Here is a 23948-nt window from a genome sequence, read left to right as displayed (position 1 = left end):
AGCCTTTAAGGCCTTTGATACTGTTTTAATGATAAACGCCGGCTTTTGCTGGCTTTTTTATGTGTTTGGAAAGACGTGCAATATATTTCGATTACCACAGATGAAGCATTGAACGCCTACTGCGCTCAATTGGCAAAAGCCCAGGCAATTGCCGTCGATACAGAATTTGTGCGTACGCGCACTTTATATCCACAACTTGGTTTGATTCAAATTTACGATGGGCAGCAAATTGCTCTAATAGATCCTTTAGAAATTAATGACTTTAGTGTCCTCAAGGCTATTTTTACTGACGCTAATATCATTAAAATTTTGCATTCGTGTTCCGAAGATATTGAAACATTTATGTGTTCACTTAATATTGTTCCAACGCCGATATTTGATACCCAATTTGCTGCGGCCATTGTGGGCATGGGGGCCTCTTTGGGTTACGCAAAGTTAGTCGAAATCATGTTGGATGTGCAAGTTGATAAAGGCGAGTCTCGGACAGACTGGCTTGCTAGACCGCTTTCACCACAGCAGTGTCAATACGCTGCTTACGATGTGCTGTATTTGTTTCAGCTTTATCCTGCACTGCGTGATAAAACGGTGGAGCAAAATCGTCAAGCTTGGGTCTTTACCGAAATGGATAACCTGACACGCAAAAAACAAAGCCAAATCCCCTTTGATTTGTTGTATCTGAATATTAAAAACAGTTGGCATGTGACGGGAAAATCACTTTACGTGTTACAGCAATTAACTGCGTGGCGGGCGAAAGAAGCCCAACAGCGAGATTTAGCGCTAAATTTTGTGGTACGTGAAGCTAATCTATTAGAAGTCGCTAAGAAGCTGCCCAGCAGTAAGAATGCGCTACATCAAATATCAGGACTCACTCCTCAGGAAATTCGTGTCAATGGTCAAGCCATGCTCGATATTATCGAAGCCGCGCAAAATGTTGATGAAAGCACTTATCCGCAGCCGGTAGAACGGCTGGTTGATTTTCCCCGATTTAAAAAAGTCACCGCTGCGGTTCGTGAAGTCTGTGTACGAAATGCTGAAAAACTCGGCGTGCCTGTTGAATTGATTGGATCTAAGAAGCAGATTAATCAGCTTATTAAATGGTGCTGGTTCAGTGTTGATGACACACGAGCACAAGGGCTACAACCCGATCTGCTGGACGGTTGGCGAGGAGAATTCTTGCAAGCCGAGTTGGCAGGGGTTGACGGTTTGAATATTCCAGAGTCTGCTAATGCTTAATTTATTGTGTGCAGTATATAAAAGTAGCAAAAAAACCGATACGTATTTATATGTTCCTGGGCGCGACGATTTTTCTCGGGTACCAGAAGCATTAATGAAGATGTTTGGTGCGCCGCGTTTTATTATGATCATGCCAATTAAAAAGGATCGCCTCTTAGGGCAAGTTGATATTCAGACTCTACGAGACGAGTTGACGAAAAACGGTTTCTATTTACAGTTACCGCCACCTGAAGAGAATTTACTCAAGCAACATTTGGCAGCACACCCCCCCAAAATATAAAATTATGGGGTGGCCATTTAGCATTATTTTCTATTCGTTAAGTATTTTTTTATGGGTCTAAGATGACTTAGGTCCAACCATGCTTATATTTGAGTTATTCTTAGGAGGATATTATGTCTCGCTTTAATGCTTATTTGATGCTTTTTATTGGAACACTGATGTTGAGTCCACCTGGTCTTGGGCAAACTGAAAAATCACAGCAAGGCTTCGAACTTTATCTGCAAAATTTTAAAACCGAAGCCATTACTAAAGGCTACGAAGCTGACTTTCTTGACCGCGTTTTCATTGATGCGACCTTTCGCAAACGTGTCGTCAAAGCAGATAAAAACCAGCCCGAAAGAAAAATAACCCTCGATACATATTTAGCCACTCGAGTACCGGATTGGAAAGTACAACAGGCCGTTGCATTATATCAAAAGCATAAAGCGCTACTTAGCCAAGTAGAGAAAAAATTCGGCGTGCAAGCGCGTTTTATTTTAGCGCTTTGGGGGAACGAAAGTAATTTTGGAAAAATCACCGGTAATTATCCGGTAATATCTTCATTGGCTACCATGGCCTATGAAGGGCGCCGCGAAAGTATGTTTAGAAAACAGCTTTATGCGGCGCTTGATATTCTGCGCCAAGAGCATATTAGCCAAAACGAATTCCTTGGATCTTGGGCCGGCGCGATGGGGCAAAGTCAATTTATGCCTACTTCGTTTTTGCATTATGCTTATGATTTCGATGGTGATGGTAAAAAAGATATTTGGAACAATCCTGCCGACGTGTTTGCGTCTATCGCTAATTTTCTTAAAACAGAAGGCTGGGATGACAGCGGAACATGGGGTCGTCAAGTTCGATTAAAGGAAGGCTTCGACCTTTCATTAGCGGGTTTAGATAAAGCAAAAATGCATACCCTAAAACAGTGGCAAGAATTAGGCGTTAGTCGTTATGATGGAAGCGCATTACCTTCAGTGGCTGTGAAAGCATCGTTAATCATGCCTGATGGTGAGAAAGGGCGTATTTACTTGGTTTACAATAATTTTCATACTTTGATGGGTTGGAACCGCTCTAGCTATTTTGGCGTGGCAGTGGGTTATTTATCAGACCGTATTAAAAAGGGCAGTTAAATGTATCAGCATCATTTTATAAGTGGCGATGCCATTGATTTACCGATAGGCAAGGTGGTGTGCGTTGGACGTAATTATCTTGAGCATATAAAAGAATTAAATAACGACGTACCCAAACAGCCATTGTTATTTATTAAACCTAGCACTGCACTTTGTGATATTCAGCAACCCATATATATCCCAAAAGGGCACGGTAGTTGTCATAACGAGCTGGAAATCGCTGTTTTAATCGGCGAGCGGTTAACTAATAGTGATGAAAAATCTGCAAAACAGGGCATTTTAGGTCTTGGCTTAGCCTTGGATCTTACGCTTCGTGATGTACAAGACCAATTAAAGGCCGATGGCCAGCCTTGGGAGCGAGCGAAGAGTTTTGATTCAAGCTGTCCTATGTCCAATTTTGTGCCTGTGGGGGACATCGATCTTGAACGAAATATTCAGTTTAGTATGGCTGTAAATGGTAAACTTAGGCAACAAGGGAACAGTGTACATATGATGCATAGCATTTTGTCTTTACTCGTCAATATTTCGCAAACATTTACCTTATTACCCGGTGATATTGTATTAACGGGCACGCCTAAAGGCGTGGGCCCATTAGAGGTTGGCGACGATTTAGACATAATGCTGATAGATCACTTTTCCGTTAAGACTAAAGTTATTTGAACACAATGCGTGCATTAGCTAGCATTTAAAGTAGTTTTTGCGCCAGAAATTAAGAGTACTCGCTAATGGCATTCACCCAACAGCATCGCTTAGATTTAGCCAATAAGTTGGTCGTTTTCGAAGCATCTGGTCATGTTGATCATGTGGACAAGATGGAAATAGTCATCAAAAAAGCGATTAATTTAGCGCATATGCACAATCTAATAGGAATACTGTTCGACCTTCGTGAAGTGAAGTTAAGTTACCAATCGATGGATATTATTAACCTTTTAGTGCGAATGCGGGACGAAGATTGGTTGGGCGGGCTAAGACTGGCGCGACTGGTAAGTGGGTTAGATCACACCAATGATTTAGTTGCTGAAATTTATGAAAAGTTTAATTTACCCGTAAAGAATTTTGAATCTAAAAGTAAGGCAATTGCCTGGTTACTATATAATTATGAATGATAAGTTTTGGCTAGATACGCCACTAGAAAAAATGAACGAAGCACAGTGGGAATCAATTTGCGATGGCTGTGCAAAATGTTGTCTTCACAAGTTTATAGACGATGAAGCGACCGAAAACGCTGGGCCTACGGCACATATCAATACTGGCGAACAAATCCACTACACTAATATTGCATGTGGTTTATTAAATACAAAAACATGTAATTGTACCCGATATGATGAACGGACAGTGTTAGTGCCAGACTGCGTCAAGCTAACCAAAGAGAATATCAGCGATATATTCTTTATGCCAACCAGTTGTAGCTATCGACGTTTGCATGAAGGACGCGGTTTGCCCTCTTGGCATCCACTTCTGAATAAAGGCAAGAAAGCCAAGATGCATAAAGTCGGTATGTCAGTGCGTGGTAAAACAGTTTTTGATCACGATGTTGAGTTAGAAGACTTCGAAGATTATATCGCCGTGTGGCCTTTGGAAGATGTAGAGTAGTTTTACTGAGCATCTAGAGAAGACAAAAATTGCTCGGCAGTCCTCAGATAGGCTTGCTTCTTACTTTCATCCATCTTATCAACTTGGTGGCACATCATCGCCCAACGATGATTTTTACGTAATGAATTTTGATTTTTAATTATCCATCGCCAATAGAGGGCATCCCAAATATCAGACCAAGGCCCCTTTTTGTAATGACTCATTTTAATGATGTAATTTGAACCACTAAAATACGGCTTGGTTGTGATTTGGCCCCCATCGGCGTTTTGGCTCATTGCGTAAACATTGGGCACCATAACCCAGTCATAGCTGTCTACAAACATGTCCATAAACCAGCGATAAATGTCATTCGGTTTGAACTCACATAGAAAGAAAAACCCACCCAAGACCATTAATCGCTCAATGTGATGACAGTATCCGGTGCCTAGAATTCGTTTTATCGTATCATCAACAGGCGTGATCCCTGTGTTACCTTGGTAAAATGACGCTGGAATGGTTCTATGATGTTGCCAGTCATTGCGGCTACGCATTGCCACACCTAAGTCACTATAAGTTGCTCGCATAAATTCTCGCCAACCAATAATTTGCCGAATAAACCCCTCCAGGCTGGCAAGACTTACTTGATATTCATTGGCATAGGATAAGGCCTGACCGACTACTTGCTTAGGTGTGAGTAGACCGACATTCAACATCGGGGTCAGTACGCTATGATAGAGCCAGTGCTGACCTTCAACGATAGCATCTTCATAAGGGCCAAATGAGGCAAAGCGTTGCTCAAAGAAAGCTGTTAACCAGTCTTGCGCTGCTGCATGCGTGACGGGGTAAATAACGCTATTACCGTCACCGGGATGGTGAGAATATTCGCTATGTATACGCTTAATGGCATCCGTGTGATATTTAGTTTCTTTTGCTAAAACAAGTATGGGCAGTTTAGTGAGCTCTTTTTTAGGGATTTTTTTGCGATTATCTTCATCTAAACTCCAACGCCCTGAAACAGGTTTGTCGCCATCGAGCAAAATATTCAAGCGGGTTCGTTGAAATCGATAAAAGTCAGCCATAAACCAACGTTTTTTGCCAGCACGATAAGCGTCATTCTGGCGTTGAGTATTAATAAATCCTGGATTTTTATACCATTTTATCTGTATTTTTTTCTCTTCTGCATGACATTCGAGACGTTGTTTGAGTAAGTAGTCGACAGGATCTAAGGTGTGAATTAGCGTAATACCTTGCTCAGTAAGCGCGTCAAATAAACGCACCAAACTACTTTTACTTTGCTTATGCTTTGGTTGATAAGCAATATAATGACATTCAAAACTATCTTTCTCTAAACGTTCACGATAATAAGCCATTGAAGCAAAGTGTAATTGTAGTTTTTGCTGATGGAAGCATTGAGGGTAATCATCGTCACCGAAAAATAGATCGTCTTCAACTAACCATATTCCATGGCTTTGAGTTTCTAAACACGGATGCTCAGCAAATAATTGGTGAGGGAAAATAATACTAACTGATCGCAAGGTTTTGCTCACTTTAATGAGTGAATAACGTTAACTATTCACTTCTACGCCACAGAAATATTTTAGATCTATTCTTACACTGCCCGGATAGTGTCAATTTAAGCAAAAGCGCTTTTATCTGCGTGGGCAACTGCAGGATTGTGCCCCGTCTTTCTACAACCCGTAAAATTGAGTTTGCTAAGATTGAGTACAACTATCTTGTGCTGCATATAAAAAGGGAGCAATGTGCTCCCTTTGATTAAGATGTAAATCGCTGTTTAAAGCGCACGCTTTACTGCTAATCGGCTCAATAGCACCACTAACCAAATAACACTGTAAATGGCAAAAACGACCATCATCCATTGAGGCATGCTCATATCCATGAATTGCCAATCGATATTCCCGCAATCGCCAGTGGCAGCAAATATGTTGGGTAACCATTCGTGTAATGGCAACCAAAAGGGAAAGTTTGGCACGATCTCGCAGGTGGCGAAAAATGGATTAGCCGCAGTTTGAATATCATAGTGTTCAAATGCGATTAACCCACCCCAAATAGCTGACACTCCCCATAGGGTAAAGGCCAGTAATCGCGTGAGTAGATTATTCGTTATCAACACGGGAATACAGGCAAACATGATCCCGAATATTGCCGTTCGTTGATAAATGCACATAATACAGGGCTGTAAATCCATAGCATGTTGACTAAATAATGCATAAGCCTCTAACACTAGAGTCGATAAAAACAGCAAGCTCCATGCAAGACGGTTCTCGGTTAAATTTGAAATATAATTCATGGTATTACTCTTAAAATATTCACTTCAAAAACAAAAAAGCACCGCTTTAAGGCGGTGCTTTCAAAGCCAATACAGCCTTAGTGGGCGACTGCGGCAGCTCCTATCGTGGCACTGTGATGCTGAATAAAGCCCATATCATACAACCAAGACGTTAAATCAGCTAAGCCAAAATAGGTCGCAGCTAAACCAACGATGGTCAGTACAATCGTATAAGGCAGTGCCATGTAGACCATCGTACCGTATGACAAACGCAATAGCGGTGCAATTGCTGAGGTTAGCAAGAACAAGAATGCTGCTTGTCCATTAGGGGTAGCAACACTTGGTAAGTTAGTACCTGTGTTAATGGCTACGGCTAACATGTCGAACTCGTCACGCGTGATATGACCATTGTTTAATGCGGCGGTTACTTCAGTAATATAAACCGAGCCAACGAATACGTTATCACTGACCATAGATAACGCCCCGTTGGCTAAATAGAACATCACCAGTTGAGAGCGGCCTTCGAAGGTCAGTACCCAATCGATTACAGGCGTAAATAATCCCTGGTCGATAATAACGGCGACAACACCAAAGAACACACATAACAGGGCGGTAAAGGGCAAGGCTTCTTCAAATGCTTTACCAATCGAATGCTCGTCGATAACACCATTTAAAGACGTCGCTAATACAATGATCGATAAGCCAATTAAGCCAACCGCTGCAAAGTGACCTGCGAGACCGATAACTAACCAGACGCCAATAAATCCTTGAACCCATAATTTAGCAGTGTCTTGCTTGGTACGGGTTGTTTCTTGTTCTTCACTGTGAGCAGTCAATATCTCGCGCACTACTGTGGGTAACTGTGCACCGTAGCTAAACAACTTAAGCTTTTCTAACATAAAAGTTGTGGCAATACCGGCGAAAAATACCGGAATAGTTACGGGTGACATACGCACAAAAAATTCGGCGAAATTCCAGCCCGCTTTGTCAGCAATAATTAAATTTTGCGGTTCACCTACCATCGTCATAACACCGCCAAGGGCAGTGCCGACTGCAGCATGCATCATCAGGTTTCTAAGGAAAGCTCTGAAATCTTCTAAGTCTTGACGCTTGGGCTGAGCCACATGGTCATCACTGGTATGGTCATGATCTGCGTGAAAGTCTTTGCCTGAAGCGACTTTATGGTAGATGGAATAGAATCCCATGCCCACAGCAATAATAACCGCAACCACCGTTAGGGCATCGAGAAAGGCTGACAGAAACGCTGACGCTGCCAAAAAGGCCATGGACAGCGTGATTTTATTCTTTAATTTAAGCAATAGCTTGGTAAACATAAATAACAGCATGTCTTTCATAAAGTAAATACCAGCGACCATAAAGACCAGCAGTAACACTACTTCAATGTTAACGACAATCTCGTGCTTCATGTGCTCAGGGGAGGTCATGCCAATAAAAAGCGCCTCGATGAGCAATAATCCACCTGGTTGCAATGGGTAACATTTCAACGCCATCGCCAGAGTAAATATAAACTCTAAAACTAATGCCCAACCAGCTAAATAAGGGTCCAATATAAATAAAATCGGATTGAAAATAAGAAATGCGAGAATAGATTTTTTATACCATTCAGGGGCTTGGCCTAAAAAGTTGCTGTAAACAGCACTAACGATTGATTGTTGCATAGATTGAAACCTTTAAAATTTTCTAGCTTTTATAACTACTTTGTAAAATTTGTAACCGAAAAATGCAAGGGAAATCGCATGCTTAGCTACATTTAACTTAAATAAAGTGATTAAAAGTTTACTTATTGATTGTGACAGTCAGTATATAACTTAACAACTTGTTAAAGATTCATTGTTCCCAATAAAAATCATCTGGTACAATCAGTTTATAACAAAATAATCTTGATAAACTTGCGAGCAATCAAATGATTTATAAGGCACAGAGTCCCGCTGGATTTGCCGAAGAGTACATAGTTGAGTCTATATGGAGTAGTCGTTTTCCTCCAGGTACTATTCTTCCCGCTGAGCGTGAACTATCAGAATTAATCGGGGTAACCCGAACTACATTACGCGAAGTATTACAACGTCTTGCTCGCGACGGCTGGCTAACCATTCAACATGGTAAGCCGACCAAAGTGAACAATTTTTGGGAGACCTCAGGACTAAATATTCTAGAGACTTTGGCTCGTCTAGACGAAGAAGGTATATCTGAACTAGTTGATCACCTTTTAGCTGCGCGCACTAATTTAAGCGCAGTGTTTATTCGCGGCGCCATACGTAACAATGCCGAGAAGACGATCGAGATCCTCGAAAAATATATTGATGTTGAAGGTGATGCAGTCACCATTGCGGTAAATGACTACCAGTTAAATCACGACCTTGCGTTTGCTTCGGGTAACCCAGTATACGTGCTTATGATGAATGGTTTTAAAGGTCTATACTCACGCATTGGGGGCTATTATTTCTCAAGTGAAAAATGCCGTGTATTAACCCAAGGTTACTACAAACAATTGTTATCTCTTGCCAAACAAGGCGACTATGAAAGTGTGCCGTTAGTTATTCGTAATTATGGAATTGAAAGTGGCAAATTATGGAATGAGATACGTGACGATATGCCAAAAGGTATAGCGGACTAACATCACTGTGTAGTTATCTACGTAAATAAAATCGTCACAATAAGCCGCAATTTATGCGGCTTATTTGTTTTCACAAGGGGGCTTACATTAATCTGACCTACACAGCTGTTTATCAGTGTCGTTACTTACATCAATCTAATCGTTCGTGACCAATAAAATTAGCAATAATGACGTTATTTCGTTAAGCGGTAAAAATTACAAATCCTGGGAAAATCTATCTAAGTGATGCTTTTCATTCATATGGCAGTATACCGAGCGTCAGACCAAATTGTTTCTCAAAAAATACAATCAAAATAATCCGTTAGCTAGGCTTAAGCTAATGAATTTTATGTGATTTTTTATCGAAATTAACGGGTGTCAGTAAAAAGAAACAGTTTTAACCCTAATCTTGTGCAGATTTACTGACAAAGTCTTATAGGCGGGACTATTTTGCGACGGATAATAATACCTGTTAGTTTTTCACACTTTTTTTAATTCCTATTTCTCTAGGTTATTCTCAGCTTATAGCATGGCTTTGAAGGTTGTCTTTTATCGCTAAATTCGTTGCATCTAATCTTACTGTTATCGCCGCTTGCCTATATTACTTGCAGTCTGAGTCCTTTTTAATAATTTAAAATGGAAATAATAAATTAGCTTATTACGGGCTGCCCGGCAACGCAATTTGCATTTCAGTACCCATCAGAATTCGGTTAACGACTTCTTATACTTTTGTCTAATACTGGGTTGGTTTGGCACAAATCTGATTTTTGGATCGAAATTTGCAAATTCATACACACAAGTTATGCCCAGTGTATTGAAACGCTACAAATCAGCAAAGGAAGTCAAAGCCCAATGAGAATCCAGAATTCCTTCAATAAGCAGCATCCCAAGACACGAGTATGTCAGTGGAATAGATTGTCGCGTCTCTCCGGTTTAGTGTTTTTAGTGGTCAGTGTCGGCGTATCTAGCCAAACGCAGACGCCCGTGCAAGAGCCTATCAATAGCAAAGAGCAGAAGGTCAAACCGGTTACCGAAAAAGTCCAGCCGGTTGCAGAAGACGTGATTGTGCCCGTTGTGGTTAAAACCAGTGAAGAGCGGGTGTTCGACTTAGTCACAGAGCAAGCGAAAGCCGCAGCAGCAAAGCCGTACGTGCAACCCAATCAAAATTTACCTGCTGAATTAGCGGATATGACCTATCAGCAGTACCGTGCTATTCGTTTTAACCCCGAGAAAGCGCAATGGAAAGACAAAGCTAAATTTGAGATGCAATTATTTCATCCTGGCTTTCTCTACCGAACGCCCGTTGGAATAAAAGTGGTCGACGATAATAGCGGTACTAAAAATATGCTGTTTGAAACGGACCGCTTTATTTACGAAAAAGATGCCGCGCCCCTTAAGGGGTTAGTGCCTAAAGACGCTGGATTTGCCGGTTTTAGAATTCATTACCCGTTAAAGACAACTGACTATAAAGATGAAGTAGCTGTTTTTTTAGGAGCGTCTTATTTTCGCTTAATTGGGCCAGGGCAGATATTTGGGATTTCTGCCCGTGGTTTAGCGGTTGATACGGCAGAGGCAAGTGGTGAAGAGTTTCCTTCGTTTACTAAGTTTTGGGTTTTAGAGCCAAAATCAGACGATAGTAAGTTAGTATTTTTTGCTTTATTAGACAGTAAGTCAGTTACCGGTGCTTATCGTTTTGAACTGGTACCCGGCTTGAACACTGTTATGCATGTACAGAGTGCCGTTTTTGCTCGTGAAGATGTGAAAAAACTTGGTGTTGCTCCGCTTACCAGCATGTATTTAAGTGGCGAGAACGATACACGTAAATTTGATGACTTCAGACCTGAGGTTCACGATTCCGATGGTTTGTCTATGCACACCTCACGCGGAGAGTGGATTTGGCGCTCGTTGAATAACCCCAAAGGCTTGCGCGTAACGTCTCTCCAAGACAATCAACCCAAAGGATTTGGTTTGCTGCAACGAGACCAAGATTTTACTAGTTATCAAGATACAGAAGCGAACTATTATGCTCGCCCTGGTATGTGGATAACGCCTGATAATCAATGGGGTAAAGGTCGAGTTGAGTTAGTCGAAATTCCAACCAATTCTGAAACCAATGACAATATTGTTAGTTACTGGGTTCCCGAGAAGCCATTCAAAAAGGGCGAAATGCGTGAATTTGATTACACCGTAAAAACTGTCAATGGGGGACTCAATGAAGACGTCACTGGTCGGGTGACACGGGTATTTAATAGTTGGGCTGCATTACCGGGGCAAGATAATGCGCCGAGTAAAAGTGAACGACAAATGGTTGTGGATTTCAGCGCTGACGCGTTTGCTAATTTAGGCCAGACAATCCGCTTAAAGCCACACTTAACTTTGTCGTCTGGTAAGTTCAAAGATTTAGAAGTCATGCAGTTGCCTGATAAGACGACCTGGCGGGCACAGTTTAAGTTGATACCTGACAGTAATGAAGCTATTGACATGCGCTTGTACTTAACGCTTTCAGATGAGCCAATCAGTGAAGTGTGGAATTACGTTTGGAGCGCCAATGAGGTCGAGTGATTCTGCCTTTAGGGGCAATCAACATAACAGTGAGGGTGGAACTATGTTTATCGATATAAAAGCTAAAGCAGCCCGCAAATGGGCATATGCTGTGATGGTATTTATCACTTCCATTGCTGGTAGCTGGATGATGTACGAAATTTTCTCTGAGAGTGGCGTCACCACGTTAGAGGTTGTGTTGCTAGTGTTGTTCAGCATTACATTCTTGTGGATTTCGGCGGCATTTTGGAGTGCGTTCATTGGATTTATATTGCAACTTTTTGATATAGACCCGCTCAAGCTAAGTCGTAACAAGCACAGCGTTGGTCAGGTGGATAAAGTGGCCATAAAGAATAGACACGCGGTAGTTATGCCTGTTTACAATGAAGACACAGATCGTATTATGGCTGGCTTCGAAGCCTGTCTTATGGATTTAGAAAACACTGGGCAGCTTGAGCATTTTGACTTTTATATGCTTAGCGATACGCAAAACCCAGATATGGCGCAAGCAGAACTAACTGCATGGCATGAGTTGTGCCAAAGGGTTGGTAACTTATCTGAAAATATCTATTATCGCCGTCGTGAAAAAAACGTTCATCGTAAAGTAGGTAATCTTGCTGATTTTTGTCAACGCTGGGGTTACCAATATGATTCGATGATCGTACTTGATGCGGATAGTATTATGACGGGGGAGTGTATGTTGACGCTGGTTAAAGCGATGCAACAAAACCCCATGTCAGGTTTAATCCAAACTGTACCTATTCCGGTTCGTCAGCAAACTTTATTTGGTCGTTTTTTGCAATTTGCCTCTTGTTTGTATTGCCCGATGCTGGCCACAGGACAGGCCTTTTGGCAAACCGATAGTGCTAACTATTGGGGACACAATGCCATTATCCGTGTCGATGCCTTTATTCAACATTGTGGGTTACCCACCTTAGGCGGCAAAGCCCCTTTCGGTGGCGATATTTTAAGCCATGACTTTGTTGAAGCTGCGCTGCTACGAAGAGCCGGTTGGGATGTATTATTATTAGCTGACTTGGAAGGGAGTTACGAAGAAATACCCAGTAATATTATCGATTACGCTACGCGAGATAGACGTTGGGTTCAAGGCAATATTCAGCATTTAGGCATCATAAACGGTAAAGGCCTTCACACCGTCAACCGATTGCATTTTTTGTTTGGTGCCTTGGCATATATGTCGTCACTCGTTTGGTTAGTCATGTTAGTGCTAAGTACTATCGACGCGGTAGTGCGAGCTACATCTGACAAAGTATTCTTCGCTTCGAATTATTCTTTATTTCCCGCTTGGCCCGTCGTTAAAACCGATTACATAATCATGCTGCTCAGTGCCACTGCCATTATGCTGCTTGGACCGAAATTATTGGGTGCTATCGTTGCTTTAGTCCGCCGTCGTGATCAATTTGGGGGCGGAATAGCGCTTATATCGGGTGCGATAATTGAAGCCGTTGTCGCCATTGTTATAGCTCCTTTAATGATGTTTTACCACGCGTATTTCGTCTTAAATGTGTTAATTGGTAAGAACGTAAGTTGGGATGCCCAAGGGCGAGAAGGGCGTATGGTTCCTTGGAAAGAAGCCTTTAAACGTACATGGGTAGCCAGTGCCATCGCTATAGGCTGGGGCGCGGTAACGTTAGCATTAACGCCCATTCTATTTTGGTGGTTGGCTCCAGTGCTATTTGGCTTATTATTAGCTGCGCCCATTATACGTTTTTCCAGTAGTTTGTATTTGGGCAAGCTTAGTCGCAGTTGGGGTATGTTTGTTAGTCCCAGTGAAGTAGAGGAAGTACCAGCACTGAGAAAACTGAGGATCCGTTTGGCCAATATGCAGCGCCAAGACGAAATTGTGTTATCAACGTCGCCTATGCCCCCTGAAAATTGGCAAGATATGCCAGAACAGAGTTTTGCTTTTCTATCGTCAAGTGTGGAGCTACCCACTCAAGGCTTAGCGAGTGAAAACAAGCACAGTTAACCTAGACTCACTGAGCGCAGAACCTCAGTGAGATAAGCCCTTGTATCAGACTAACCTTGGTCCGATAAACCAGTAACACTGCGCTTTGTGCCGGCCTTATGGCCGGCATTTTTTTATAAAAATCGCCGATAATTATCAATAGTTGAATCTACTTTATCATGTGGGTAGTTTAACAGTATTACCCAGTCTTAATTGTGCAAAAACCAATAGCAAAGGACGATATGACACAAGATCCGATGTTCAACTTACTCAGTGCTACGGCGCAAGGTGATAAGGCAGCATTCGCCAAACTTTATCAAGCGTCAAGCAAACAGCTATACGCCGTTAGCCTTAGAATGCTGAAGCGCAAAGAGTTAGCGGAAGAAGCTTTGCAAGAAGCCTATGTACGAATTTGGCACAATGCCTCTCAGTACCGAGTAGGAAAAGGTACCGTGCTAACGTGGATGATCAGCATCGCTCGTTATCGCGCTTTGGATATAATACGCTATCACGCTGTTCGCAAAGAAGAAGACTTCGAAGACAATGATGCGGCATCACCGTCCTTTGGCGAACCGATGACTGAAACCCAACAAGGTCTGTTGGAAAAGTGCATGCGAGCCTTGGACGTACAACAAAGGCAAGCTATTCACTTAGCCTATTTTAACGGTATGTCCCATCAAGAAGTAACGTCCCATTTAGATCTTCCTTTGGGGACCATTAAAAGCTGGATACGCCGAGGATTACAATCACTCCAAAGGTGTTTAAAGCTATGAACTATCTAAACCCTGAATTATATAATGCCCTTGCAGCTCAGTATGTTCTCGGTACGCTAAGAGGCCCAGCTCGCCGACGTTTTAGTCGGCTTATGATGGAATTTAGCGATATTAGCGAAGCGGTTAATCGCTGGGAGCTGTATTTAAACTCCCTTGGTGAACAATTGGCAGACGTAACGCCTGACGAAGATGTGTGGCATAAAATCGAACAGCGCCTGGGTTTCAGTCAATCTTCGGCGACGGGCACAGTCAACCCTGCACAAGACGATAAACATAAACAAGCTGAAATAATACCGCTTGCGCCTAGGAAGCCGCGCATATGGCAAAGCTTAGCGGGATTAGCATCAGCTGCCGCCTTGGTGCTTGCGGTGTTATTGGTTCAGATGGAGCTTGCGCCTACCCCTGAAGTAAAACAGTTAGCCATGTTCAGTAATCAACAAACAGATCTGCTGTGGAGTGTTGAGATCACCGATGAAAATATTGCAGTACAGGCCACCAAAGCGCTGCAAGCGAAACTCGACGCGGATTATGAGTTATGGATCGTGCCCGAAGACGGGAGTGCACCCATTTCATTAGGATTGTTGCCCAAAAGCGGGGCGCTTATTTTGGCTAAGCCGGCGTTGTTCGCACGGATCAATATTGCAGCATTGGCGGTTAGTATAGAGCCATTAGGTGGTTCACCGACTGGTGCACCGACTGAGGTATTATATACAAGTAAATTAGTGCTTCTTTAATTTAAGCATTCAAGTAATAAAATTCAGTATGTTATAAAAAGCGAAACGGCGGTTTCGCTTTTTTTTAATCTTTTTTTAGTGTTCTTGCATCCAGTGTCCTGACTTACCCGTTTAATTTAATTCAACAGGTACATAAAAAGGAAATGTCATGCATAAACCACAATTAACATTGATTACCGCTGCCATACTCAGTCTATCGATGAGTCACGCAACACAAGCTTCTAGCCACAGAGAGGCACCTAACGTCACACGCACGCCAACAGTTGATTCCACCGATTTCTACGCGTTTAACAGTTATGAGGAAGGCCGCGGCGACTACGTAACCCTGATTGCCAATTATATTCCATTACAAGATGCCTACGGAGGGCCTAATTATTTCGCCATGGATCCTGCTGCTATGTATGCGATCCACATTGATAACGATGGTGATGCCTTAGAAGACATGAGCTTCACGTTTAATTTTAGCCAGTCGTTGCCTAATGACAATGCGGGTGTTGCTCTTATGGTCGGCCCTGGAGGTGCACAAAAGTCAGTAGGCGTACCACTAAAAAATGTGGGAAGCGTCAGTGCTGGTGATCAAACGAATGCCAATTTCACGGAGAACTACACCGTTAATTTGGTGACAGGCCCCATGCGCACAGGTACGAGTGCTTCGGTAATGAACGATACGTCAGGTAGTGCAAGCTTTGGTAAGCCACTTGATTACATCGGTAATAAAACCTTTGCTAACGCTGAACAATACAAGGCCTACGCAGATAGCTTTGTATACAGCGCGACCATACCCGGATGCGATAGCCCAGCGAAAATATTCGTTGGTCAGCGCAAAGATGCGTTCACGGTTAACCTAGGTAAAGTGTTCGATTTAGTTAACTTTGTGCCCGTTGAAGGAGACAGCGCACCGAGTGCTGGAGATGCGGGGGGATTCCCAGATGGTATTACGCAATCTGCGGACAACGACGATTTAGCGGGTAAAAATGTCACCAGCATTGCCATTGAAGTGCCTAAATCTTGTTTGACTGGTTCGGGTAACGGCAGCATAGGTGCATGGACTACTGCGAGCTTGCCACAAGCACGTATTTTAAATCCAAATGCCAGTTTCGATAATACCGAGGTAAATGGTGGCGCGATGACACAAGTGTCGCGTTTGGGTTCGCCTTTAGTCAATGAATTGGTTATCGGTCTTGCTGATAAAGATACATTCTCAAGTGCTGCGCCAAAAGACGATGGGCAATTTGCTGATTACGTTACTCATCCAACATTACCAGCGTTGCTCAACATCTTATTTAAAGATGCGGTTAACACAACCTTAGGCGCTGAAATTGAGACTCTAGCTCCAACTAACTTCCCACGTACCGATTTGGTAACGGCATTCTTGACGGGTTTTGAAGGTGTGAATCAGCTTGCAATGGTTACGCCATCTGAAATGCTACGTTTGAATACCGCAATCGAAGCCAAATCAGCTGATATGCAGTCGCCGTTTGGAGTGGCAGGTGATGATTTAGCCGGATTCCCAAATGGTCGTCGTCCAGGCGATGACGTGGTCGATATTGCACTTCGCGTGGTAATGGGGCGTTTATGTTATCCCATTCCAGTTAACGGCACAGATACAGACCTAGGTTTGTGTGCGCCTGAAGATGCCAGTGTTGGTAATGTGCCCTTTACGGATGGCGCACCTAATAATGCATCTATGATGGAAACAAGCTTTCCCTATTTAGCGATGCCACTATCAGGTTCTGGCGCAGAATAAGGAGCATAAAATGAGCAACAAAAAAACCAGAAAACTGCCTCACCAAACAGGTATGAGCCAATTAAAAGTCTTAAGCTTCGGTTTGGCGGTAACGGTTATCTTAGCTGGTTGTAATTTTGGCAGTGACGATGACAACAAAAATGTCGCACCCAATGCTGTGTCTTTGGATTTAACTACTCAGACTGAGATCGCGATTACGGACATGCTCAGTGCCACCGACGACGATGGCGACGGCTTGATATTTAGTTTGGGCGAGGCGCCCACACAGGGTAGCGTAATGGTTAGTGATAACGGTGACTTTACTTATCAACCGAATCCAGAAGTAACGGGCAGTGATAGTTTTACGTTTTCGGTGAATGATGGAATTAATGAATCTGCCAGTGGCACAGTGAATATCACCATTGAAGCGCTAACGGTCTCGTTTAACACACAAAGCAGAGCTGCTTTCGCTCAGCAGTCACAAGACGAGCCGCTGGTTACAAATGGCCGTTCTTTTACTCAGGATGCGGACGACCCTGATGCTTACAACGATCTATTGCCTAACTGAAAAATAGTTTACGTACAAATCAACCGTTTGACAGCGCCAAGGAAGGCCCCCCTTCAAGGAGATATTAAAGGTGAATAAGCAAGTTTCTGCCATACGTGCAATAACGCTCTTTGGGTCGTTTTTGCTATTTATAAACACATCTTTAAGTGCCAAAAGTTATGTGCCAACATCTTTAGATACTGTGGTATCTAAGTGGACGGCGGTAATACAAATTGACTCTCCGCGGGAGAAAGTGGCCAGTTTATTAGCGCAAGCCAATATGCCCGGTTTAGCCAGTCGCTCTTATGGACAAGCCAGTGCATTAACCGAACAATTGCTCGACACATCCCCCAAAGATCGCCAATTATTATTTTATAAAGCACGAATAGCCCAGCACTATCACAGGTTCGATAAAGCCATCATACTGTTAAACGACATATTACGTTTCGAACCAAATCACGCTTCTGCACTGTTATTAAAGGCCAATATATTATTAGTTCAGGGCAATTTAGCCCAAGCAAAGCGCACGTGTCTGCAACTGCTTGGTGTCACTGAGTTATGGATAAGCGGCGCTTGTGCTTTGGAGGTAAATGCACAAGAGGGAAAGGGAAGCGATAATGCTGAGGTGAGTTATGTTCATCTGCAAAGTCTGATGCAAAACAGGTCATCAGGCAGTCATGTTGAAATTGAGCAGCAACTTTGGCTGACACAGATTTTGGCCGAACTGGCGGCTAAACAAGGGTTGTATGACATTGCATTGAAGCATTTGTTAGCATTTGATTTAACACAGGTACCCGTGAGTTATCTGGTGTTATGGGCCGATATTCAACTTGCAAAGGATTCTGCTCACCAGGTAATGAAAATCCTAGGTCCGATTGTTGAGCAGGCTGACAGTTTCGATGATGCATTATTACTGCGCTTGGCGTTGGCTGAGCAGCAGATAAGCAAAAAGACACACGTATGGGCTCAGCGTTTATCCCAGCGGATTAGCGTGCGCCTGCAACGTCAAGACACCGCTCATGCCGCTGACATAGCGCGCTATTACTTGGACATTTCACCGGATCGCAAAAAAGCACTTTTTTGGGCCAAAATTAACTGGCAACACGCGCGACTCGATGCAGATAAACGCTTGCTAGAGCGTGCTATGAACGTACAATATAACACGCAAGATGAACCCCAACAGCCAGCAGGAATATAATAGTAGTGAAGAATAACCATAATAAGATCAGATCCTTATTTATTTCTTTAGGATTCATGGTTAGCCTAATTAGTTTGCCCATTACCGCCCACCAACTTAGTACAGGTTACATCATTGCCACCCTAGATCAGAGTGGACGTATTATCGGTGAGTGGCAGTTGGGCTTAACGGATTTAGAGTTGGTTTTGGGCCTAGATGCTGACCAAAATGGTCAACTCACCTGGGGCGAGGTGACAAATAGGCGGGCCGATATCGCCAGTTATTTAGCAGAGCATATGCATATTAGTCGTGGACAGGCAGCCTGTACCACGCAATTCCAAGGTTTAGAGCGCTTAGAAGATCACGCTGATGCCGTTTATGCTGTGACAGACTTCAGTGCACAATGCCCTCTAAAGGGCACGCTTAGTATCGATTACAGCGCAATATTCGACAAAGACGACAGTCATGAAGTGGTGGTAAACATCAGTGACAAAGACAACACCCAGAGCTTTGTCCTGAGTCACTCACAGCGGCACATTAAGGTCGAGTTGGCTGATGGCAGCGGTTGGATAACCTTTAAGGAGTTTGTGCATCAGGGGATCATTCATATTTTGATTGGTACCGATCATATTTTATTTTTATTGGCGTTGCTGTTGCCTTGTGTACTGATTCGCAAAGACGGACATTGGCAGAGTAACCCAGAATTAAAAAAAGTACTTAGCACGACCATTTGGATTGTGAGTGCGTTTACGCTGGCGCATTCGGTTACATTAACAGCGACCGCGGTAGGTTGGTTAGTACCAAGTAGTCGTTGGGTTGAGTTCGGTATTGCGGTTTCAGTGCTATTTGCTGCACTGAATAACATCAAGCCGCTTATTCTGCGTTTGGGTTGGTTAACCTTTGGTTTTGGTTTACTGCACGGAATGGGTTTTGCAGGTGTGTTAGGTGAACTTGGTTTACCTGGGGATCAAAAGTTGTTATCGATTCTGGCATTTAACCTCGGTGTCGAAATTGGCCAGTTAGCTATCGTGCTGGTTGCATTACCTGTGCTTATTATGTTGGGAAAAACGGCACTGTATCGCAAATGGTTGATGCCTGGGGCTTCTATTGTCATTGCGCTGGTGGCATTAAATTGGGCGGTTGAACGCTTTTAAGCATGTAACAAAGACTACGTGATCTCATCGTCTACGAAAAGGCTAAGTATTTTTGTTATATAAAATACTCGGCCTTGGGTTACATGATGGCTAAAACGTTGTCGTTTAGCAAAAGCGATTATCCGCTAACCACTAAAGCGAAATTTGGCTTTCGGGACTGCCCCATAACATGTTTTTAAGCGGCTGCATTACGCCTTCGTTAATATCAAAACCATTTTCACGGTCAGTTTTGATTAATAGCGGGCCATCTAAATCAACGTATTTGGCACAATCGGTTAGCAGTGAAATAGGCGCCATGGCAAGTGAACTACCTACCATACAACCCAGCATTATTTCAAATCCCATGGCTTGCGCCTCTTGGGCGAGTAAAAATGCTTCACTGAGACCGCCTGTTTTATCAAGTTTAATGTTTACTACGTCGTAGCGATCCTTTAAATAGTTAAGTTCTTCTCGAGTATGGCAGCTCTCATCTGCACACAAGGAAACGGGAGAAGAATAATGAAGTAGGTCTTCATCTTCACCGGCCGGTAAAGGTTGCTCAATAAGCACCACGTTCAACGCTTTTAAGCTATCGCCGCACGCTTTTAAATCATGAATAGACCAACCTTCATTGGCATCGACAATAAATTGGCTGTCAGGGGAGGCCTGATGAATGGCCGACATTTTGGTGATAATGTCTTGATTATCCAACTTCACTTTTATCATTGGTGGGTGGCCAAGTGCTTTCGCTGCTTCGGCCATAGCCTCAGGTGTATCAATGCTCAAGGTTTGTGCGGTGACGCAAGGAGCAGGTGTATTTAAAGACAGCATATCGGCTACTGATTTACCCTGTTTTTTAGCTTTTAAGTCCCATAGGGCGCAGTCTAGAGCATTACGTGCCGCGCCAGAAGGCAGGGTATTAATCAGCGCCGATATACCAGATACGTCACCCTCAAAATCGGCTAAGCTTTTTGCTACTTCGTTGACTTGCGCTAGCACACTTTGAACGGACTCTTGATAGCGAGCATAAGGTACCGATTCAGCCCATCCTGTATGTGCCTCGTCACTTAGCGTGACGACCACTACATCAGCTTGGGTTTTCGCGCCCCGAGCAATACGAAAAACACTTTTAAGGGGAAACGCTTGTTGATATGCCTTGACCTGATAACCCATCTTGTTCACTCCAGTATTCTTAATTAACGGCTAAAGCGCTGCGAGAGCGTCGACAATAGCGGCAGTACCATCACGAAGCGGATCCACACAAGGTAGTGAAAATTGCTCACTTAACTGCTGACAAATTTCTCGGCCCTCTTCTACACTGACCGCAGAGGTATTTACACTGATACCAGCGATAACGACGTTAGGGTTCGTAAGACGTGCGGCTTGCAAATTAAGTGCAATGGTTGTTTCAATGCTGGGAAAAGCTGTGTTTGGCAAACCACGCATGTGTGTGCGGTTCAGTGCGTGGCAAATCACCAATGCATCGGGTTGAGAGCCATGCAGTAAACCCAGACTGACACCCGCAAAAGCTGGGTGAGACAAAGAACCTTGACCTTCAATAATATCCCAATGATCTTCACTCGCGTCGGGCGATAGTGACTCTGCGGCACCAGAAATAAAATCAGCTACCACACAATCAATCGCCACACCTTCTCCTGCTACCAATATGCCGCATTGGCCCGTAGCGCGAAAATCAGCCGCAATGTTTTGATCACGCATGGCTTGGTCAATGCTCAAGGAGGTATACATTTTACCCACGGAGCAATCGGTGCCCACGGTCAACAGGCGTTTGCCCGAGCGCTTACGGCCTGTACCTGTATTAAATTGCGGGTTTGGATGGCGTATATCCAGTAGTTCAACATTGTATTGCTTGGCGCATTGGACTAACTCAGGGTAACTAGTCAATTTTTGGTGAAGACCACTGACGATATGCATACCTTTTTTGATAGCGAGTTCAATTAATGGCAACCACTTTTTGTCTAAGATCCCACCGCTATTGGCGAAGCCCAAAACAAGACTTTTGGCCCCTTGTTTAGCGCCTTCTTCAATGCTTAATTTTTGCAGGCCTGTGCTGACGGTACAGCCTTCCACGCTGAGCTCACCCACACACAACTCTGGGCGCCAATGAGCGACACTTTGCGCCATTTTAATAGAAAGTGCATCGGTGGCATCACCAATAAACAGTAAATAAGGAGCGTGAAGAACCATGGATATTACCTTTTAAAAGAGCGCATCGTGATTAGATATGCTGTATGTAAATAAAATGCACGTTTTAATAGAGCGTGCTGAATATGGCATATGCTAGCGCGCTAGCAGGGAAAATAAAATGACTAAGTATTGCAGGGGTATAACCTTAGGTTATGTGTTTTTTTCACTTGTTGATTTTTGCTTAAAAATAAGGCGAAAATCCCTGAATGGCTATTAATAACAGTCAGTTTGGCAAATGCATCACAGCAATTAACATACCCGAAGTGCCTGCAAAAGACGCAAAAGCGATGTCGCTGGTTGAGATACTTATGCGGCCCAATACAACAATATTAGTTGAGCTAAAGATACTCACGGTGAAACGCCTTTATTAAACGCGGCTTTTAGAACTTGCGAGCTCGGCTAGCTCGTTGCGCTTATTTCATGCTAACGTGTGGCTCACAATACCCATTTAATTTATCTATCTGGCTGAGCCAAAAGACTTTTTTAGCTCGGAGCTAAGACCTTTATAATAAATAACACCAATAAACAATATAGGAGTGCATATGAAATCACCGCAAATTTTGACTCGCAGTCATAACAGCATTACGAGCTGTCCGACTATGAAAAAAACGCTATTAAGCTTGTCAATGCTCAGTGCTGCGTTACTTAGCAGTGCATTACTAAGCACCAGTGCAAGTGCTGATAGTGTGAGTGATAAGGTCAGTGCTGATATGCCTAAATTAATGGCTTTGTACAAAGATTTGCACGCACACCCAGAACTGAGTGGTTTTGAGGTCAATACCGCCGCTAAACTTGCCAAAAAAGCCCGTGATTTGGGTTTTGAGGTAACTGAAAAAGTTGGCGGTACTGGCGTCGTTGCGGTGCTTCAAAATGGCCCTGGACCTGTTTTGATGATACGCGCAGACATGGATGGCTTGCCCGTTATCGAACAAACAGGCTTAGCATTTGCTTCAAAGGTACGTGCCACCACTGAAGACGGGATTGAATCAGGCGTTATGCATGCCTGTGGGCATGATACTCACATGACCAGCTGGGTAGGAACGGCGCAAGCCTTGACTACGATGAAAGATAAATGGTCTGGCACCTTGGTGATGATCCTGCAACCAGCAGAAGAACGCGGTAAGGGCGCCCGAGATATGTTGGCGGATGGCCTATACGAACGTTTCCCTAAACCTAATTATGCCATAGCATTTCACGACTCAGCTGGTTTACCAGCAGGCACAATTGGCTATACCCCAGGCTTTGCTTTGGCCAATGTAGACAGCGTTGATATTATTGTAAAAGGTCAGGGCGGTCATGGCGCTTACCCGCACACCACGAAAGATCCTATTGTATTGGCAAGTCGCATTGTCGGTGCGCTGCAAACGTTAGTCAGTCGTGAGACAGATCCGCAAGATCCTGCAGTGGTAACCGTAGGTAGCTTCCACGCTGGTGCTAAGCATAATATAATTTCTGATCAGGCAACCCTGTTACTTACCGTCCGTAGTTACTCTGACGAAACTCGTCAACGGTTATTGGATGGTATTGCTCGTATCGCTAAAGGCGAGGCGATCACAGCTGGTATACCTGAAAAATTGATGCCTGAGGTCACGATTAAAGACGAATATACTCCGGCAACCTATAACACGCTTGAGTTTACTCAGAAAATGGCAAATGTACTTACCCAGCGTTTTGGTGAGAAGCGTGTAGTGGAAACCCCTGCTGTTATGGGCGGTGAAGATTTCAGCCGTTTCTACCGAGCGGATAAAAATATCGAGAGTTTGATTTTTTGGGTAGGAGGGGTGAAAGAGGCGGATTGGAAAGATGCCAAACAAAATGGCACGTCACTGCCGTCTTTGCATAGCCCTTATTGGGCTCCGCAAGCGGATGCCGTTATCGAGACCGCCACTGAAGCGTTGACCACAGCTGCTTTAAATATCCTGGCCAAAAAATAGCGGCGTACCAGATTATGACGCTTCATTAATAATTAAACGCTAGAAACAAAAAGCCCCGTGAATAGTATTTCTTCACAGGGCTTTTTTTATTGGTTGTACTTTTGTTGTGTA

At 43.5% G+C, this 23948-nt stretch carries 21 protein-coding genes; 16 read left to right on the top strand and 5 right to left on the bottom strand.

The genetic code is table 11. The features are described from left to right. Window positions 1-75 precede the first annotated feature (75 nt). From rnd to GQS54_RS06910, 6 genes are all read left to right on the top strand, one after another. The gene (rnd, locus tag GQS54_RS06935; RefSeq protein ID WP_166423277.1) at window positions 76-1233 is read left to right on the top strand and encodes a ribonuclease D; all 1158 of its coding nucleotides are present in this window, start codon (window positions 76-78) and stop codon (window positions 1231-1233) included. Continuing rightward, the gene (locus tag GQS54_RS06930; RefSeq protein WP_166423276.1) at window positions 1226-1513 is read left to right on the top strand and encodes a YcgL domain-containing protein; all 288 of its coding nucleotides are present in this window, start codon (window positions 1226-1228) and stop codon (window positions 1511-1513) included. Before rnd ends, GQS54_RS06930 begins: the two co-directional genes overlap by 8 nt. A 113-nt stretch (window positions 1514-1626) precedes the next feature. Next, window positions 1627-2622: a lytic murein transglycosylase gene (locus GQS54_RS06925; protein ID WP_166423275.1), complete on the top strand. Its 996-nt coding sequence runs from the start codon at window positions 1627-1629 to the stop codon at window positions 2620-2622. Further along, window positions 2623-3282, top strand: a complete 660-nt coding sequence (locus tag GQS54_RS06920) for a fumarylacetoacetate hydrolase family protein (protein ID WP_166423274.1) — start codon at window positions 2623-2625, stop codon at window positions 3280-3282. 65 nt (window positions 3283-3347) lie between these two features. After that, entirely contained in the window at window positions 3348-3728 is a 381-nt protein-coding gene (locus tag GQS54_RS06915) for a hypothetical protein (protein ID WP_166423273.1), read from the top strand. After that, window positions 3721-4215: a YcgN family cysteine cluster protein gene (locus GQS54_RS06910; RefSeq protein ID WP_166423272.1), complete on the top strand. Its 495-nt coding sequence runs from the start codon at window positions 3721-3723 to the stop codon at window positions 4213-4215. The genes GQS54_RS06915 and GQS54_RS06910 overlap by 8 nt, the downstream gene beginning before the upstream one ends. A gap of 2 nt (window positions 4216-4217) precedes the next feature. Here GQS54_RS06910 and GQS54_RS06905 read toward each other — a convergent pair whose 3' ends face one another. The 3 genes from GQS54_RS06905 to nhaB form a co-directional block, all read right to left on the bottom strand. Further along, the gene (locus GQS54_RS06905) at window positions 4218-5729 is read right to left on the bottom strand and encodes a cryptochrome/photolyase family protein (protein WP_166423271.1); all 1512 of its coding nucleotides are present in this window, start codon (window positions 5727-5729) and stop codon (window positions 4218-4220) included. Window positions 5730-5986: 257 nt separating this feature from the next. Beyond that, window positions 5987-6502 carry a disulfide bond formation protein DsbB gene (gene dsbB / locus GQS54_RS06900; RefSeq protein WP_166423270.1) on the bottom strand — a complete coding sequence of 172 codons (516 nt, stop codon included), beginning with the start codon at window positions 6500-6502 and terminating at the stop codon, window positions 5987-5989. A 77-nt stretch (window positions 6503-6579) separates the two neighbouring features. Further along, complete coding sequence (gene nhaB / locus GQS54_RS06895; protein WP_166423269.1) at window positions 6580-8160, bottom strand: sodium/proton antiporter NhaB; 1581 nt, start codon at window positions 8158-8160, stop codon at window positions 6580-6582. Window positions 8161-8405: 245 nt separating this feature from the next. Between nhaB and fadR the strand changes: the two genes are divergently transcribed. From fadR to GQS54_RS06850, 9 genes are all read left to right on the top strand, one after another. Further along, a complete protein-coding gene (gene fadR, locus GQS54_RS06890) occupies window positions 8406-9116 on the top strand; it encodes a fatty acid metabolism transcriptional regulator FadR (protein ID WP_166423268.1) in 711 nt (236 codons plus the stop codon). A gap of 831 nt (window positions 9117-9947) precedes the next feature. Continuing rightward, on the top strand, window positions 9948-11657 hold the full coding sequence (locus GQS54_RS06885) for a glucan biosynthesis protein G (RefSeq protein WP_166423267.1): 1710 nt from the start codon (window positions 9948-9950) through the stop codon (window positions 11655-11657). A 43-nt stretch (window positions 11658-11700) separates the two neighbouring features. Continuing rightward, a complete protein-coding gene (mdoH, locus tag GQS54_RS06880) occupies window positions 11701-13626 on the top strand; it encodes a glucans biosynthesis glucosyltransferase MdoH (protein ID WP_166423266.1) in 1926 nt (641 codons plus the stop codon). A gap of 221 nt (window positions 13627-13847) precedes the next feature. Then, complete coding sequence (locus tag GQS54_RS06875; RefSeq protein WP_205967653.1) at window positions 13848-14378, top strand: sigma-70 family RNA polymerase sigma factor; 531 nt, start codon at window positions 13848-13850, stop codon at window positions 14376-14378. Continuing rightward, the gene (locus GQS54_RS06870) at window positions 14375-15112 is read left to right on the top strand and encodes an anti-sigma factor (RefSeq protein ID WP_166423265.1); all 738 of its coding nucleotides are present in this window, start codon (window positions 14375-14377) and stop codon (window positions 15110-15112) included. The genes GQS54_RS06875 and GQS54_RS06870 overlap by 4 nt, the downstream gene beginning before the upstream one ends. Before the next feature lie 199 nt (window positions 15113-15311). After that, entirely contained in the window at window positions 15312-16859 is a 1548-nt protein-coding gene (locus GQS54_RS06865; protein ID WP_240919852.1) for a DUF4331 domain-containing protein, read from the top strand. A gap of 10 nt (window positions 16860-16869) precedes the next feature. Beyond that, complete coding sequence (locus tag GQS54_RS06860; RefSeq protein ID WP_166423263.1) at window positions 16870-17406, top strand: Ig-like domain-containing protein; 537 nt, start codon at window positions 16870-16872, stop codon at window positions 17404-17406. Window positions 17407-17476: 70 nt separating this feature from the next. After that, entirely contained in the window at window positions 17477-18583 is a 1107-nt protein-coding gene (locus GQS54_RS06855) for a hypothetical protein (protein ID WP_166423262.1), read from the top strand. 5 nt (window positions 18584-18588) lie between these two features. Further along, entirely contained in the window at window positions 18589-19716 is a 1128-nt protein-coding gene (locus GQS54_RS06850) for a HupE/UreJ family protein (RefSeq protein WP_166423261.1), read from the top strand. 132 nt (window positions 19717-19848) lie between these two features. On the opposite strand, the gene dgcA is transcribed toward GQS54_RS06850, so the two are convergent. Further along, window positions 19849-20868: an N-acetyl-D-Glu racemase DgcA gene (gene dgcA / locus GQS54_RS06845; protein ID WP_166423335.1), complete on the bottom strand. Its 1020-nt coding sequence runs from the start codon at window positions 20866-20868 to the stop codon at window positions 19849-19851. Window positions 20869-20898: 30 nt separating this feature from the next. Beyond that, window positions 20899-21903 (bottom strand): N-acetyltransferase DgcN, encoded by a 1005-nt coding sequence (gene dgcN, locus GQS54_RS06840; RefSeq protein ID WP_166423260.1) that lies wholly within the window; start codon window positions 21901-21903, stop codon window positions 20899-20901. A gap of 626 nt (window positions 21904-22529) precedes the next feature. On the opposite strand from dgcN, the gene GQS54_RS06835 reads away from it, so the two are divergent. Next, entirely contained in the window at window positions 22530-23837 is a 1308-nt protein-coding gene (locus GQS54_RS06835; protein ID WP_166423334.1) for an amidohydrolase, read from the top strand. Window positions 23838-23948 lie beyond the last annotated feature (111 nt).

The organism is Paraglaciecola sp. 20A4 (assembly GCF_011378905.1).
In the GTDB taxonomy this organism is placed as follows: Bacteria; Pseudomonadota; Gammaproteobacteria; order Enterobacterales; family Alteromonadaceae; genus Paraglaciecola.
This window is presented reverse-complemented; position numbering and strand designations above follow the sequence as displayed.